This window comes from Lentzea rhizosphaerae (genome assembly GCF_042649515.1).
Lineage (GTDB): Bacteria > Actinomycetota > Actinomycetes > Mycobacteriales > Pseudonocardiaceae > Lentzea > Lentzea aerocolonigenes.
Genome location: NZ_JBHRZI010000013.1, coordinates 1 through 13,797, shown reverse-complemented (window position 1 = coordinate 13,797; position 13,797 = coordinate 1). Strand labels below are relative to the sequence as shown.

General features: G+C 69.7%; 12 protein-coding genes. 6 read left to right on the top strand and 6 right to left on the bottom strand.

The features are described 5' to 3' along the window. Positions 1 to 57: 57 nt before the first annotated feature. A complete protein-coding gene (locus ACFOWZ_RS15615) occupies positions 58 to 1,284 on the top strand; it encodes a cytochrome P450 (RefSeq protein WP_382372985.1) in 1,227 nt (408 codons plus the stop codon). Here the strand turns inward: ACFOWZ_RS15615 and ACFOWZ_RS15610 are convergent. After that, complete coding sequence (locus ACFOWZ_RS15610; RefSeq protein WP_382372983.1) at positions 1,271 to 4,006, bottom strand: AfsR/SARP family transcriptional regulator; 2,736 nt, start codon at positions 4,004 to 4,006, stop codon at positions 1,271 to 1,273. The two genes, ACFOWZ_RS15615 and ACFOWZ_RS15610, sit on opposite strands and share 14 nt — an antisense overlap. 129 nt (positions 4,007 to 4,135) lie before the next feature. Between ACFOWZ_RS15610 and ACFOWZ_RS15605 the strand changes: the two genes are divergently transcribed. Next, positions 4,136 to 4,522 carry a hypothetical protein gene (locus ACFOWZ_RS15605; RefSeq protein WP_382372981.1) on the top strand — a complete coding sequence of 129 codons (387 nt, stop codon included), beginning with the start codon at positions 4,136 to 4,138 and terminating at the stop codon, positions 4,520 to 4,522. A gap of 50 nt (positions 4,523 to 4,572) precedes the next feature. Here the strand turns inward: ACFOWZ_RS15605 and ACFOWZ_RS15600 are convergent, their stop codons facing one another. From ACFOWZ_RS15600 to ACFOWZ_RS15580, 5 genes are read right to left on the bottom strand one after another with little or no spacing between them, the layout of a single operon-like run. Continuing rightward, positions 4,573 to 5,013 (bottom strand): nuclear transport factor 2 family protein, encoded by a 441-nt coding sequence (locus ACFOWZ_RS15600; protein WP_382372979.1) that lies wholly within the window; start codon positions 5,011 to 5,013, stop codon positions 4,573 to 4,575. Further along, positions 5,010 to 5,870 carry a TIGR03619 family F420-dependent LLM class oxidoreductase gene (locus tag ACFOWZ_RS15595; RefSeq protein ID WP_382372977.1) on the bottom strand — a complete coding sequence of 287 codons (861 nt, stop codon included), beginning with the start codon at positions 5,868 to 5,870 and terminating at the stop codon, positions 5,010 to 5,012. Before ACFOWZ_RS15595 ends, ACFOWZ_RS15600 begins: the two co-directional genes overlap by 4 nt. Continuing rightward, entirely contained in the window at positions 5,867 to 7,009 is a 1,143-nt protein-coding gene (locus ACFOWZ_RS15590; protein WP_382372975.1) for a thiolase domain-containing protein, read from the bottom strand. Before ACFOWZ_RS15590 ends, ACFOWZ_RS15595 begins: the two co-directional genes overlap by 4 nt. Continuing rightward, entirely contained in the window at positions 7,010 to 8,065 is a 1,056-nt protein-coding gene (locus ACFOWZ_RS15585) for a thiolase domain-containing protein (RefSeq protein WP_382372973.1), read from the bottom strand. A 7-nt stretch (positions 8,066 to 8,072) separates the two neighbouring features. Beyond that, entirely contained in the window at positions 8,073 to 9,047 is a 975-nt protein-coding gene (locus tag ACFOWZ_RS15580; RefSeq protein ID WP_382372971.1) for a Zn-ribbon domain-containing OB-fold protein, read from the bottom strand. Between the two features lie 45 nt (positions 9,048 to 9,092). Between ACFOWZ_RS15580 and ACFOWZ_RS15575 the strand changes: the two genes are divergently transcribed. From ACFOWZ_RS15575 to kstD, 4 genes are all read left to right on the top strand, one after another. Beyond that, the gene (locus ACFOWZ_RS15575) at positions 9,093 to 10,121 is read left to right on the top strand and encodes an LLM class F420-dependent oxidoreductase (RefSeq protein WP_382372969.1); all 1,029 of its coding nucleotides are present in this window, start codon (positions 9,093 to 9,095) and stop codon (positions 10,119 to 10,121) included. Positions 10,122 to 10,146: 25 nt separating this feature from the next. After that, complete coding sequence (locus ACFOWZ_RS15570; protein ID WP_382372967.1) at positions 10,147 to 11,661, top strand: acyl-CoA synthetase; 1,515 nt, start codon at positions 10,147 to 10,149, stop codon at positions 11,659 to 11,661. Continuing rightward, the gene (locus ACFOWZ_RS15565) at positions 11,654 to 12,109 is read left to right on the top strand and encodes a pyridoxamine 5'-phosphate oxidase family protein (RefSeq protein ID WP_382372965.1); all 456 of its coding nucleotides are present in this window, start codon (positions 11,654 to 11,656) and stop codon (positions 12,107 to 12,109) included. The genes ACFOWZ_RS15570 and ACFOWZ_RS15565 overlap by 8 nt, the downstream gene beginning before the upstream one ends. Then, a partial coding sequence (gene kstD, locus ACFOWZ_RS15560; RefSeq protein WP_382372963.1) for a 3-oxosteroid 1-dehydrogenase occupies positions 12,106 to 13,797 on the top strand: 1,692 nt, incomplete at its 3' end. The genes ACFOWZ_RS15565 and kstD, both read left to right, overlap by 4 nt.

Genomic DNA, 13,797 nt, shown 5'->3' with positions numbered 1-13,797 from the left:
ACACAAGGCGCAAGCGTGTTTGAATCAGATAGAACGCGTTCCATCTAGGAGGTCCCTGTGGGCAGTCCGCGCATCCCGGAAGGCTTCGACTTCACCGACCCCGACATGTACGCGAGTCGCCTGCCCGTGGAGGAGCTCGCCGAGCTGCGGCGGACCGCGCCGATCTGGTGGAACTCCAAACCGTTCGGCCAGGGCGGGTTCCCCGACGAGGGTTACTGGGTGGTGACCAGGCACCACGACGTCAAGGAGGTCTCGCGCAACAGCGAGGTGTTCTCGACCCGGGAGAACACCGCGATCATCCGGTTCCGCGACGACATGCCGCGCGACAACATCGAGATGCAGCGGTTGCTCCTGCTGAACATGGACCCGCCGACGCACACGAAGCAGCGCGGCATCATCTCCCGAGGGTTCACCCCGAGGGCGATCAACGCGCTGAAGGACGCCCTGCACGACCGGGCGGAACGCATCGTGGCGGAGGCGCTGGCCAAGGGCACCGGCGACTTCGTGACGGACGTGGCGTGCGAACTGCCGTTGCAGGCGATCGCCGAGCTCATCGGCATCCCGCAGGAGGACCGCCGCAAGATCTTCGACTGGTCCAACCAGATGATCGCCTACGACGACCCCGAGTTCGAGATCGAACCGCTGGCCGCGGCCACCGAACTGCTCGGCTACGCGTGGACGATGGCGGAGGACCGCCGCAAGTGCCCGCGCCACGACATCGTCACCAAACTCGTCGAGGCCGATGTGGACGGCGCAGGCCTCGCGTCGGAGGAGTTCGGCTTCTTCGTGCTCCTGCTCGCCGTCGCCGGCAACGAGACCACGCGCAACGCCATCACGCACGGCATGAAGGCGTTCTTCGACCACCCCGACCAGTGGGAACTCTTCAAGGCGGAACGCCCCGCCACGGCCGCCGACGAGATCGTCCGGTTCGCCACGCCCGTGGTCGTCTTCCAGCGCACCGCCATGCAGGACACCGTGCTGAGCGGCGTCGAGATCAAGGAAGGGCAGCGGGTCGGGCTGTTCTACTCGTCCGCGAACTTCGACGAGGAGGTCTTCGACCGGCCCGAGCAGTTCGACATCACCCGCGACCCCAACCCGCACCTCGGATTCGGCGGCAGCGGCGCGCACTTCTGCATCGGCGCGAACCTCGCCCGGTTGGAGATCGACCTGATCTTCAACGCGATCGCCGACGCCATGCCGAACATCCGGCAGGTGGCGGAACCGCGGCGGCTGCGGTCGGGGTGGCTGAACGGGATCAAGGAGTTCCAGGTCAAGTACGGGTAGGCGGCAGGGCGTCGAGCCGGCGCCGCACCCGAGCGGCGTCCTCGTCGCGCCCCTGTTCCCGGTACAGCTCCAAGGCCTCCTCCCACACCTCGCGGGCCCGCTCGTGCTGTCCGAGGGCCAGATGGGGACGGCCCATGCTGTCGAGCGTGTCCGCGACCCGGTAGGCGTAGCCGAGGGCGCGGCGCAGGGTGAGGGCCTGGTGGTAGTGGTTCACGGCCTGGTGGTGATCGCCGGTGAGGTGCTCGATGAACCCGAGGCTGTCCAGGGTGTTGGCCTCACCAGCGGGATTGTGGTGCTGCCGGTGCAGGGCGAGGGCCGCGTGGCAGTGGTCGCGGGCCGTGTCGGCGTCACCCGTGCGCGCGGCGAACCAGCCCACCGCGTTGAGCGCCTCGGCTTCCAGCACCGGCTGGTCGAGCGTGCGGTGGAGGTCGAGGGCGTGCCGGGCGTGGTCCATTGCCCGCTGGTCGTCGCCCCGACGTCCCCAGGCGGCCGCAAGTGCTCGGTGGGTGTGTGCCTGTTCGACGAGGTCGTGGTGGCGCACGGCCTGGGCCAGGGCCTGGTTCAGGTGCCTGGTGGCTTCCTCGTGCAGATTCAGCTGGGACCAGGCGTTGCCGAGGTTCCGGTGCGCGCGACTGCGGGTGGCGGGGTCGGGCAGGTGTGCGGCGGCGTCCAGGGCGGCTTGCCACGCGGCGAGCGCATCGAGCCGGTGACCCCGCCGTTGGTGGAAGTTGTCCAGTGCCCAGGCCAGGTACCAGACGACGTGGTGGCGGCCGAGTACGAGGGCTGCGCGCTGGGTGGCCAGGAGGGTGGCGTGCTCGGCCTGCAACCAGTCCAGCGCGGCTGCGGCGTCGGGCAGCGGGTGTGGACGGACGCTGTCCGCGGGCGGATCGGGTGGCAGGAGCCGGCGGTGGGGGTCCAGGAGGCGGTCGGCGGTCTGGGCGGTGTGCAGGTAGAAGTCCATCACCCGGACAAGAGCCGCCTGCCGCACGTCGTCGGGCAGATCGTGAGCGGTGGTAGCGGCGTAGGCGCGGATCAGGTCGTGCATCGCGTAGCGGTCGTCCCGCCGCTCGACCAGAGATGCCTCCTCCAACGCCGACAACGCCTTGCGGGCGCGGGCTGAGGGCAGACCGGTGAGGGCGGCCACGGCCGGCAGGGTCGTGTCGGGACCGGGCGTGATGCCCAGCAGTCCGAACACCGTGCGGTGTTCACCGGTGAGCCGGCGCAGGGACCAGGACAGCACGGCGGACAGGCTGGCGCCGGGATCCGTGCTGTGGTCGAGCATCTCCAGGCCCAGGTCCCGAAGCTCGGCAGCCACCTCGGCGAGAGTGTGGTCGGCGGCGTGGCGAGCGGTGATCGCCAGCGCCAACGGGTAGCCGCCGCACAGGTCGATCAGCTCGTCGACGGCATCGCTTTCAGCGGCGACGCGGCGTGTGCCCAGACGTGCGGCGAGCAGCGCCCGCGCCTCGGTGCGGGCCAAGGCGTCCAGCCGGAGGTGGCGGGCGCCGTGCCGGTCGATCAGCGAAGCGAGCACGCTGCGGCCGGTGACGAGCACGGTGCAGCCCGGGCCGCCGGGCAGCAGCGGCGCCACCTGGTCGGCGGTGGCGGCGTTGTCGAGCACCACGAGCAGCCGCCGGTCGGCGATCAGGCTGCGGTACAGCGCGGACCTGGCGTCGAGATCGGGCGGTACGCGGTTCGGAGCCACACCCAGCGCGGTGAGGAAGCCGAACAACGCCGTCTCGGGAGCGACGGGTTGTTCGGTGGGGTTGAAGCCGCGCAGGTCGATGAACAGCTGCCCGTCGGGGAACCGTCCGGCGTGCTGGTGTGCCCAGTGGAGTGCCAGCCACGTCTTGCCGATCCCACCCGCACCGCCGATCGCGGAGATCACCACGGTGCTCCCGTCCGCCAGCGCTTCGTCCAGACGAGCCAGTTCGGTGCCCCGGCCGGTGAACCACCGCGGCCGTCCCGGCAACTGCCTGGGTGCGGGCGTTTCCGGCGAGGACCGGGTGTGCGCAGGGTCGTTGTCCAGGATTCGTTGGTGCACCTCCTGCAGTGCAGCACCGGGATCCGTGCCCAGCTCGTCGACCAGCCGCTCGCGCAGTTGCCGGAAGTGGGCCAGCGCGTCAGCCGTGCGGCCTGCCCGGTGCAGGGCGAGCATGAAGTGGGCTGCCACGCGTTCGTCCAACGGCCACTGCCCGCTGCGGGCGGTCAGTGCGGCCACGAGATCCTCGCCGTGGCCGAGGCGCAGCTGAACCTCGGTCAGGTCGCACTCGGCGTCGAGGAGCTGCTGGTGCAGCCGGTTGCGTTCGGCTGCCGCCCACTCGCTCTCGACGCCGGTCAGGGCTTCTCCCTGCCACAGGTCCAACGCCTGCCTCAGCAGCGCTTCCGCCTGCCGGTCGTCGGCAGCGCGAGCCCGCACGCACAGCTCGCGGAACCGCAGCAGATCGATGTCGGAGCGCTCGACTTCCAGCGTGTAGCCCCCAGGTCTTCGGACCACGGCTCCATCGAGCAGCAACCGCAGGCGGGACAGGTAGTTCAGCAACGTCGCCCTGGCCCGCAGCGGCGGCTCGTCGCCCCACACCCGCTGCATCAACCGGTCCACCGACACCACACGGCCCGCGTCCACCGCGAGCGCAGCCAGCACGCACCGCTGCCGCGCCGGCCCCAGATCGAGTGCGGTGTCGCCGGCGAGCGCTGCTATTCCACCCAGAAGAACAAGTTCCATGACCAGCTCCGCGTGTGCGATCGGTCATATCAGCACTGAGCAGCGGATTGTTGAGAATCGCTGAAGATTCACGGAGACGGCGGCACACAGTCGAGGGGACGCACCGGATCACATCGGAGGGGGATCCACATGTTCTCAACGCTCAAGAAGGCCGGCCTGGCCGTCGCACTGACCGCTGCCACAGCCAGTACGGCCGTCCCGGCCTCAGCGGCTGCCGACCCGATCCAGATCACCGCCAGCTCTCGCTGCCTCGTCGGGTGGAGCGGCGACTGCACCACCGCCGTGGTCGGTGCCCACCCGTCCGGGCACTGGATCGACTACTGGATCAACAACGTCGGCCGCCCGTCCCGCTGCCCGTTCCGCGTGCGCGACGTGAACACGAGGGCAGTGGTGCGCTCCGGCACGGTCGGCGTCAGCGGCCTCACCGCCGGGAGGGTGCCCGGCCTGTACGGCTACTACCAGCTGGAGCTGCGAGGTTGCAGCGTCTCGGCGGAAGGTCTGCTCGACAACGACTGACGACCGTCGAGCGGGGGACTGGCACGTCTGGGGGGTCGTGCCAGTCCCTTTCAGCCGTCCTGACGAAGGGTGGCCATCGCGCGTTCGGTTTCCCAGAACGCCCGCACGGACCGGATGAGCCCGTCCTCGCCGACGCGATAGACGAACACGCCCTCGGTGTCCACGCGCATCCCGCCCGGCAGGAACGCGGAAATGGTCCCGACGTTCGCGCACTCCGACCCGGCCGCGAACGAGTCGTGCATCGCGAACTCGAACCGTTCGACGTTCGCGATCGCGAGGTCCCAGAAGGCGCCGATCGCCTCCTTGCCGTGGTGTCCCTTGCCTTCCGCGTCGAACATCGACGGGCCCACCGGGTCCTCGACGACGGCGTCCTCGGCGAACAGCGCCAGCCACTCGTCCTTCGCGCCCCGCGTCACCGCGTCCATCGAGCGCCACGACGCCACGCGGGCCGGGGTCTCGGTCTTCGAAGCCTTCCAGGTCACCGCGGTCATGCGAACTCTCCGATCACCTCGTCGGCGAAGCGCCGAAGTCCGTCCTTCTTGGCCTCCAGGCTGCCGTCGAACCCGACGCCGTAGAACAACCAGGGCACCACGATCACGTCCGTCACGCCGATCTCGTCGAGCTGCCGGTAGCCGTCGAGCCCGAACCTGTCGACGCACACCGCCTGGATCTCGAACGGCCGCTCGAACGCCCCCAGGTCCTCCAGCTGCGCGATCACCGACTTCAGGTCCGCGAACTTGATCATCGCGGACGTCCACCCGTCACCGACGCGGGCGGCCCGCTTCAACGCCGCGGGGGAGTGGCCGCCGACGTAGAACGGCACGGGCGCGGAAGGAGCAGGCGACATCTGCAGGCGGTCGAAGTCGAAGTACTCGCCGTGGTACTCGACCATTCCGCCGCCCAGCACGAGCTTCAGCACGTCGATCATCTCGTCGACCCGCGGGCCGCGGTTGCGGAACGGCGCGCCGCACCACTCGAACTCCTCCGGCGACCAGCCGAGCCCGACGCCGAGACCGAAGCGGTTGCCGGTCATGTGCGCGACCGAACCGACCTGCCGCGCCAGCAGCAACGGGTTGCGGGAGCCCAGTTTGAGCACCTGCGTGTAGAAGTGGATCCGGGACGTCACGGCGCCCATCGCGGCGGCGGCGACGAACGGGTCGACCCATGGGGTGTCCGCGTTCCACATGCGGGAGCCGTCGGGCGTGTACGGGTAGTCGGCGGACACCTTCTCGGAGAAGAAGAGCGAGTCCGGCAGGGCGATCGAGGCGTAACCGCACTCCTCGGCGCACTTCGCCAGCTCGGTCAGCTGGTCGAGTGGGCTCATGGCGATGCCAACGGTGAACTTCACGGTTTCTCCGATCCGACGACCCACATGGCGAAGAACTGCGAACCGCCGCCGTACGCGTGACCCAGAGCGGTCCGCACGCCGTCGACCTGGTGTTCCCCGGCGGTGCCCATGACCTGCATGGCGGCCTCGGCGAACCGCAACAGCCCGGAGGCGCCGATCGGGTTCGACGAGAGCACGCCGCCGCTCGGGTTCACCGGCAGCCGTCCGCCGATCTCGGTCTCGCCGGCCTCGGTGAGCTTCCAGCCCTGCCCGGCGTCGGTGAAACCGAGGTTCTCGAGCCACATCGGCTCGAACCACGAGAACGGCACGTAGATCTCGGCGGCGTCCACTTCGGACAGCGGGTCGGTGATCCCCGCCTGCTTCCACAACGCACGGGCGGCGTCACGTCCGGCCTGCGGGTTGACCTGGTCGCGTCCGGCGAACGTCGTCGGCTCGGTGCGCATCGCGGTCGCCCGGATCCACGCGGCACGGCCGGAGGTCTCCGCGGCGGAGATCACCACCGCACACGCGCCGTCCGAGGAAGGACAGGTCTCGTCGTAACGGATCGGGTCCCACAACATCGTCGACGCGCGCACCGACTCGACCGTGATGTCGGGCTGCTTCAGGTGCGCGTACGGGTTCAGCGCGCCGTTGCGCCGGTCCTTGGCGGCGACCATCGCACCCACGTGCTCCGGCGCGCCCGCACGGCGGATGTACGCGCGCACGTGCGGTGCGAAGTAGCCACCGGCGCCCGCGTGCACCGGCATGGTGAACGGAGTCGGCACGGACAGCGCCCACATCGCGTTGGACTCGGACTGCTTCTCGAACGCCACCGCCAGCACGCGGTCGTGCACGCCGGACTGGACGAGCGAGGCCGCCACGTTGCCGGTGCTGCCGCCGACCGAGCCCGCGGTGTGCACGCGCAGCAACGGTTTGCCGACCGCTCCCAGCGCGTCCGCGAGGAAGAGCTCGGGCATCATCACGCCTTCGAACAGGTCGGGCGCCTTGCCGAGCACCACGGCGTCGATGTCCGGCCAGTCCACGCCGGCGTCGGCCATCGCGCGGTCGATCGCCTCGCGGCACAGGCCCGCCATCGACACGTCGAGGCGTTTCGCGGCGTGGTGCGTCTGGCCGGTGCCGACCACAGCTGCCGGTCGCATCTATGCCCGCCCTTCCATCACGCAAACGAGGTTCTGTTGCAGCAGCGGTCCGCTCGTGGCGTGTCCCAGCACCTTCGACGCCGTTCCGTTGTGCACCCGGCGTGCGGCTTCACCGATGCGGGCCAGTCCGGCAGCGAACATGGGGTTGCCCGCCAGCACTCCGCCGGACGGGTTCACGACAACGTCGTCACCGAGTCCGAGCGCCTGGCGCAGCAGGATCTCCTGGTGCGTGAACGGCGCGTGCAGCTCCGCCACCTCGACCCCGTCGGCTCCGGCCGCCTTGCCCGCGGCCACCGCGGAGGGAGACGTCGTCAGGTCGCGCGTGCCGAACGACGGCGAGTCCACGCGGTGCTCGAACCCGGTGATCCACGCCGGACGCTCGCACAGCTCCCGTGCGCGATCACCCGCGGCGAGCACGATCGTCGCGGCGCCGTCGGTGATCGGCGCGCAGTCGTGGCGCCGCAACGGATCCACGACGTACTCGGCGGCCAGCAGATCGTCCACCTCGAACGATCCGGACAGCTGTGCCAACGGGTTCGAGAGAGCGGCAGCACGGCTCTGCGCGGCCACCGAGGCCATCGCACGTTCGTCCCAGAGCCCGGCCTCGATCCCCATCCGGGCCTGGATGCCCGCCAGGCCGAGCGAGTCCGGCCACAACGGCGTGACGACGTACGGGTCGAGCTGCATCGCCATGACCCGCCGCAGCTGCCCCGCCGACGACTTGCCGAAGCCGTAGACCAGTGCGGTGTCGACCTCGCCGCACAGCAGCTTCACCCACGCCTCGTACAGCGCCCACGCCGCGTCCATCTCGACGTGCGACTCCATGATCGGCGGGAACGCGCCGATGGCGTCGACCGCCGACACGAACGAGAACGCCCGCCCCGCCAGGTAGTCCGAGGAGCCCGAGCACCAGAACCCGATGTCGGACTTCGTCAGTCCCAGCGAACCGAGCACCTCGTGGAAGATCGGCACCAGCATCTCGACACCGTTGGTGGTGCCGTCGGTCTCGCGCACGCAGGGCGTCTGCGCGAACCCCACTACCGCGACGTCACGCATGCGAGCCTCACAGGTGCTGGGAGTAGGAGTCGAAGGGCGCGTCCGGCTCGCCGGAAGGCCTGAAGTGGTCGATGTTCTGCATCGTCGGGCCCCACTCCTCGCGCGGCTTCCACACCGCCTCCACCCGCATGCCCATCCGCACGTCCTCGGGTGCGACGCCGAGCAGCAGGTGCAGGAACGGGATGTCCGCGCCGTCGAGCAGCACGTAGGCCGAGACGTACGGCGGTGGGATGCGCTGGCCGAGGAACGGCACGTTGACCACGCAGAACGTCGTGATCGTGCCGCGGTCCGACAGCTCGATCTGGTCCGTCGTCGGCACGCCGTCGGTGGGGCAGGCCGGTCGTGGCGGGAAGTAGACCTTCTCGCACGCCGGGCAGCGCTGGGCGATGAGCCGCCCGTCCATGAGGCCGCGCAGGAACGGGTCCTCGGTCGGGGACGCCGAATGCGTGTAGTGCAGGTGCACCGGCGTGGTCACCATCGTGACCTCTTCGGCGTCTGCAAGTACCACCAACACCGAGTTGGTGGTACTTGCAGACGCCTCAGCCGAGTCGGTGAGCTCGAAGCACTCGATGTCCGTGATGGCGCCGACGCGTTCCGAACGCCACCGGGCCCGCACGCGCGCACCGGTCGACATCCGGTCAGCAGAGCCGGCGTCGACGGCGTGCAGCAGAGAGGTGTCCGCGCCGTCGAGCTGGATCAGCGCCCACGCGAACGGCCGGTCGAGCGGCTGTGCCTCCAACGGCTCGGGGATCCACGACCACCCGCGCACGACACCGGTCGACGCCACGTCCACGAACTCCGACAACCGCTCGGCGGTCACCGGGTCGTACTCGAGCGGCGGCACGTGCACGCGGCCGTCGGAACCGCGGATCCCGGTCACCTTCCGGCGGCGCAGATCCGACAGGAACCGGCCCAGCGTGGGGCCGGTCGAGCGCGTGTAGTCGAAGCCGACGTCAAGTGGAGCACTCAGCGGCTTGGTCACAGATCAAAGTGAAACAGGTTCTCGAAATGGTGGCAAGATGGCTGCATGAAGCTCGGTCTGCAGCTCGGTTACTGGGGCGCCGGTCCGCCCTCGAACGCCGCCGAACTCGTGGCGGCGGCGGAAGAATCTGGCTTCGACGCGGTGTTCGCGGCCGAGGCGTGGGGCTCCGATGCGTTCACTCCGTTGGCGTGGTGGGGATCCGGGACGCAACGGGTGCGGCTCGGCACCTCCGTGGTGCAGATGTCGGCGCGCACGCCGGCCGCCTGCGCGATGCACGCCCTGACACTGGACCACCTCTCGGGTGGACGGTTCGTGCTCGGGCTCGGCGTGTCCGGGCCGCAGGTCGTGGAGGGCTGGTACGGCCGCCCGTTCGCGAAACCCCTTGCCAGGACCAGGGAGTACGTGTCGATCCTGCGCCAGGTGATGGCGCGGGAGGCGCCGGTCACCAACGACGGTCCGCACTACCCGTTGCCGTACCAGGGCCCCGGCGCGCTCGGTCTGGGCAAGCCGCTCAAGCCCATCACGCACCCGTTGCGCGCCGACCTGCCGATCTGGCTCGGCGCCGAGGGGCCGAAGAACGTGGCGCTGACCTCGGAGATCGCGGACGGCTGGCTCGCGATCTACTACGCGCCCAGGCTCGCCGGCATGTACGACGAGTGGCTGGCCGAGGGGTTCGCGAAGTCGGGTCGCAGCAGGGAGAACTTCGAGGTCGCGGCCACCTGTCAGGTCGTCGTGACGGACGATCCGGTCGCCGTCAGGGCCATGCTCAAGCCGTTCGTCGCTTTGTACATCGGCGGAATGGGTGCGCCAGGCATGAACTTCCACGCCGAGGTGTTCACCCGCATGGGATACGGCGAGGTCGTGCAGGACATCGGCAGGCTGTACCTCTCCGGGCGCAAAGACGAGGCGGCACAGGTGGTTCCGGACGAGCTGGTCTCGGAGATCACCATCGTCGGCAGTGCGGAACACGTGCGCGACGAGGTGAAGCGGTGGGAGGAGGCCGGCGTCACGATGCTGCTCGTCGGCTGCCGCGACGTTGCCTCGATCAGGTGCGTCGCGGAGGCTTGCCAGTAGGTGAAACGCGTTCTAATTTGAGGGTGTGGTCACTGGACTCTGGAACATCGCTGCCGACCAGCCGGACCTGACCGCGCTGGTCGATCCGAGCGGTCGCGAGATCACCTACCGAGAGCTGGCGGCGGACGCCGACCGCTACGGGCGCGGGTTCCAGGCCTTGGGGCTGGAACCCGGCGACAGCATCGTGCTGATGCTGCCGAACAGCGCCGAACTGGTGGCGGTGTACTTCGCCGCCTACCAGACCGGCCTCTACGTCGTCATGGCGAACTGGCACCTGACCGGCGCCGAGGTCGCGTACCTCGTGCAGGACAGTGGCGCGAAGGCCTTCGTGGGGCACGAACGGTTCGTCGCCGCCGCGACCGAAGCCGCGGCCAGCCTGCCCGCCAACGCGAAGTACTCCGTCGGCGACGTCCCCGGATTCCTGCCGCTGCGCGAACTCGGCGCGGGCGCGGAGGGGCGGCCGGACGTGCGCACCGCGGGCTCGCCGATGCTCTACACGTCCGGCACGACGGGCCGGCCCAAGGGCGTGCGCAGGCCGTTGACCGGCAACGATCCGGACGTCGTCCCGCCGTCGGCGCCGTGGTTCTTCGGGATCTTCGGCATCAAGCCGCACGACGGGCACGTGCACCTGTGCGGGTCGCCGCTCTACCACACCGCCGTGCTCAACTTCGTCGTCATCTCCATCCAGCTCGGCCACACCGCCGTGCTGATGGACCACTGGTCGCCAGAGGAGATGCTGCGGCTGATCGAGCGGTACCGGGTCACCCACAGCCACATGGTGCCGACCCAGTTCCACCGGTTGCTCGCGCTGCCCGACGACGTGAAGTCCAAGTACGACCTGTCGTCGTTGCGGGCGATGATCCACGGTGCCGCGCCCTGCCCGCTCGAAGTGAAGCGCCGCATGCTCGACTGGTGGGGGCCGGTCGTGATCGAGTACTACGCGGCCACCGAGGGCGGCGGCACCGCGATCAGCGCCCAGGAGTGGCTGCGGAAACCGGGCTCGGTCGGCCTGCCGTGGCCCACGTCGGAGATCAAGATCCTCGGCGAGGACGGCAGCGAACTGCCAGTGGGCGAACGCGGCCTGGTCTACATGCGGATGGGCGACGCGACCTTCGAGTACCACAAGGACGCGGAGAAGACGCGTGCCGCCCGCGTGGGCAAGCTGTTCACGTTGCAGGACATCGGTTACCTGGACGAGGACGGCTACCTGTTCCTGTGCGACCGCAAGAACGACATGATCATCACCGGTGGCGTGAACGTCTACCCGGCGGAGATCGAGGGGGAGCTCGTGTGCCACCCCAAGGTGGCGGACGTGGCCGTGTTCGGCGTGCCGCACGCGGACTGGGGCGAGGAGATCAAGGCGGTCGTGCAGCCCGCGGACGGGGTCGTCCCGGACGACGCGCTGACCGAGGAGTTGCTCGAGTTCGCGCGCACCCGGCTCGCGAAGTTCAAGCTGCCGCGCACGATCGAGTACCTGGCCGAGCTGCCCCGGGATCCGAACGGCAAGCTGTACAAGCGAAAGCTGCGCGACCGTGCGTGACCTCATCAGGATGACGGACGCCGAGGTCGAGGCGTTCCTGGGTGAGCAGAAGACGTTGATCGTCGCCACGATCGGCCGCAACGGCCTCCCGCACCTCGCCCCGATGTGGTTCGCCGTGCTGGACGGCGACATCGTGTTCTGCACCGACCGCAAGTCGCAGAAGATCGTCAACCTGCGGCGCGACCCGCGGTGCAGCGTGCTCGCCGAGGCGGGGGAGACCTACGACCAGCTGCGCGGCGTGCACATGGAGGGCGTCGCGGAGTTCACCCCGGACCTCGGCCGGGTCGTGGACGCCGTGGTGGCGCGCAACTTCGGTGAGGTCGGTGACGACGAGACCGCGCGTGAGGCCTTGCGGAAGGCGATGGCCAGGCGCGTCGCCGTGATCTTCCGTCCGACGAGGACGGCCAGCTGGGACCACCGGAAGACGATGTCGGGAGCGACAAGATGAACCTGAACCGCCGTCAGGTGCTCGCCGGAGCCGGTCTCGCGCTGGCCTCTGGATTCGTCAAGACCTCCGCCGCCTCCGCGGACCCCCTCGGCGAGTTCGACGTCGTGGTGGTCGGTTCGGGCGCGGCCGGCATGACCGCCGCCCTCACCGCGGCCAAGCGCGGCCTGAGCTGCGTGGTGCTGGAGAAGGCGCCGACCTTCGGTGGTTCGGCCGCCAGATCCGGCGCGGGCATCTGGATCCCCAACAACGAGATCATCCTCGCGGCCGGCGTGCCCGACACCCCGGAGAAGGCCCGGCAGTACCTCGCGGCCGTCGTCGGCGACATCCCCGTGGCGCGACAGCAGGCGTACCTGGCCCACGGGCCGCAGATGATCTCGTTCGTCATGCGCAACAGCCCGCTGCGCTTCCGGCACATGGACGGCTACAGCGACTACTACCCGGAGTACCCCGGTGGCATCGCGAAGGGCCGGTCGATCGAACCGGAGATGCTCGACGGCCGCGTCCTCGGCGCCGAGCTCGCCAACCTGAACCCGCCGTACCTCGCCACGCCCGCGGGCATGGTCATCTACGGCGCCGACTACAAGTGGCTGGCGCTGGCCCTGGTCAACGCGAAGGGCGCGGCCACGGCGGCAGCAGCGCTGGCGCGGGGCACGGCAGCGGCGCTGGCGGGCCAGAAACCGTTGACGATGGGCCAGGCGCTGGCCGGTGGCCTGCGCGCGGGCCTGATGCAGGCGAACGTGCCGGTGTGGCTCAACACCGGGCTGGAAGACCTGCTCGTGGAGAACGGCGCCGTCAAGGGAGTGGTGACCTCACGCGGACTCGTGCGCGCACGGCGTGGCGTGATCATGGGTTCCGGAGGCTTCGAGCACAACGCGGCCATGCGCGCCCAGTACCAGCGCCAGCCGATCGGTACGCAGTGGACGGTCGGCGCCAAGGAGAACACCGGCGACGGCCACCGCGCGGGCCAGCGCGCCGGCGCCGCGTTGGACCTGATGGACGACGCCTGGTGGGGTCCGGCGATCCCGACGCCCGGCTCGCCCTACTTCTGCCTCGCCGAACGCACGCTTCCCGGCGGCCTGATGATCAACGCGGCGGGTAAGCGGTTCGTCAACGAGGCCGCGCCGTACAGCGACGTCGTGCACGTCATGTACGACAAGAATCCCACCGACCCGTGCATCCCGGCGTGGCTGATCGTCGACCAGAACTACCGCAACAGGTACCTGTTCGCCGACATCGCCCCGACCCTGCCGCTGCCCGACGGCTGGTACCAGTCCGGTGCCGTGGTGAAGAATTGGTCGCTCGACGGCCTGGCGTCGGCCATCGGCGTCCCCGGCGCCGCCCTGAAGAACACCGTGAGCCGCTTCAACAACCAGGCGTTCACCGGCAGGGACGCGGACTTCAAGCGCGGCGACAGCGCCTACGACCACTACTACACGGACCCGGCCGTGTTCCCGAACTCGTGCCTCGCGCCGCTGTGGGTGGCGCCGTACTACGCGTTCAAGATCGTGCCGGGCGACCTCGGGACGAAGGGCGGCCTGGTGACGGACGCGCGTGCGCGCGTGCTGCGGCCGGACGGCTCGGTGATCCCGGGCCTGTACGCGGCGGGCAACGTCAGTTCGGCCGTGATGGGACACAGCTACGCCGGTGCGGGATCGACGATCGGGCCGGCCATGACGTTCGGGTACATC

What these genes read in the sequence shown, in the direction of transcription:
- ACFOWZ_RS15605 (WP_382372981.1), top strand. Translation starts at nt 4,136, where the DNA reads ATGTTCTCAACGCTCAAGAAGGCCGGCCTGGCCGTCGCACTGACCGCT.
- ACFOWZ_RS15610 (WP_382372983.1), bottom strand. Translation starts at nt 4,006, where the DNA reads ATGGAACTTGTTCTTCTGGGTGGAATAGCAGCGCTCGCCGGCGACACC.
- ACFOWZ_RS15585 (WP_382372973.1), bottom strand. Translation starts at nt 8,065, where the DNA reads ATGCGTGACGTCGCGGTAGTGGGGTTCGCGCAGACGCCCTGCGTGCGC.
- ACFOWZ_RS15600 (WP_382372979.1), bottom strand. Translation starts at nt 5,013, where the DNA reads ATGACCGCGGTGACCTGGAAGGCTTCGAAGACCGAGACCCCGGCCCGC.
- ACFOWZ_RS15590 (WP_382372975.1), bottom strand. Translation starts at nt 7,009, where the DNA reads ATGCGACCGGCAGCTGTGGTCGGCACCGGCCAGACGCACCACGCCGCG.
- ACFOWZ_RS15575 (WP_382372969.1), top strand. Translation starts at nt 9,093, where the DNA reads ATGAAGCTCGGTCTGCAGCTCGGTTACTGGGGCGCCGGTCCGCCCTCG.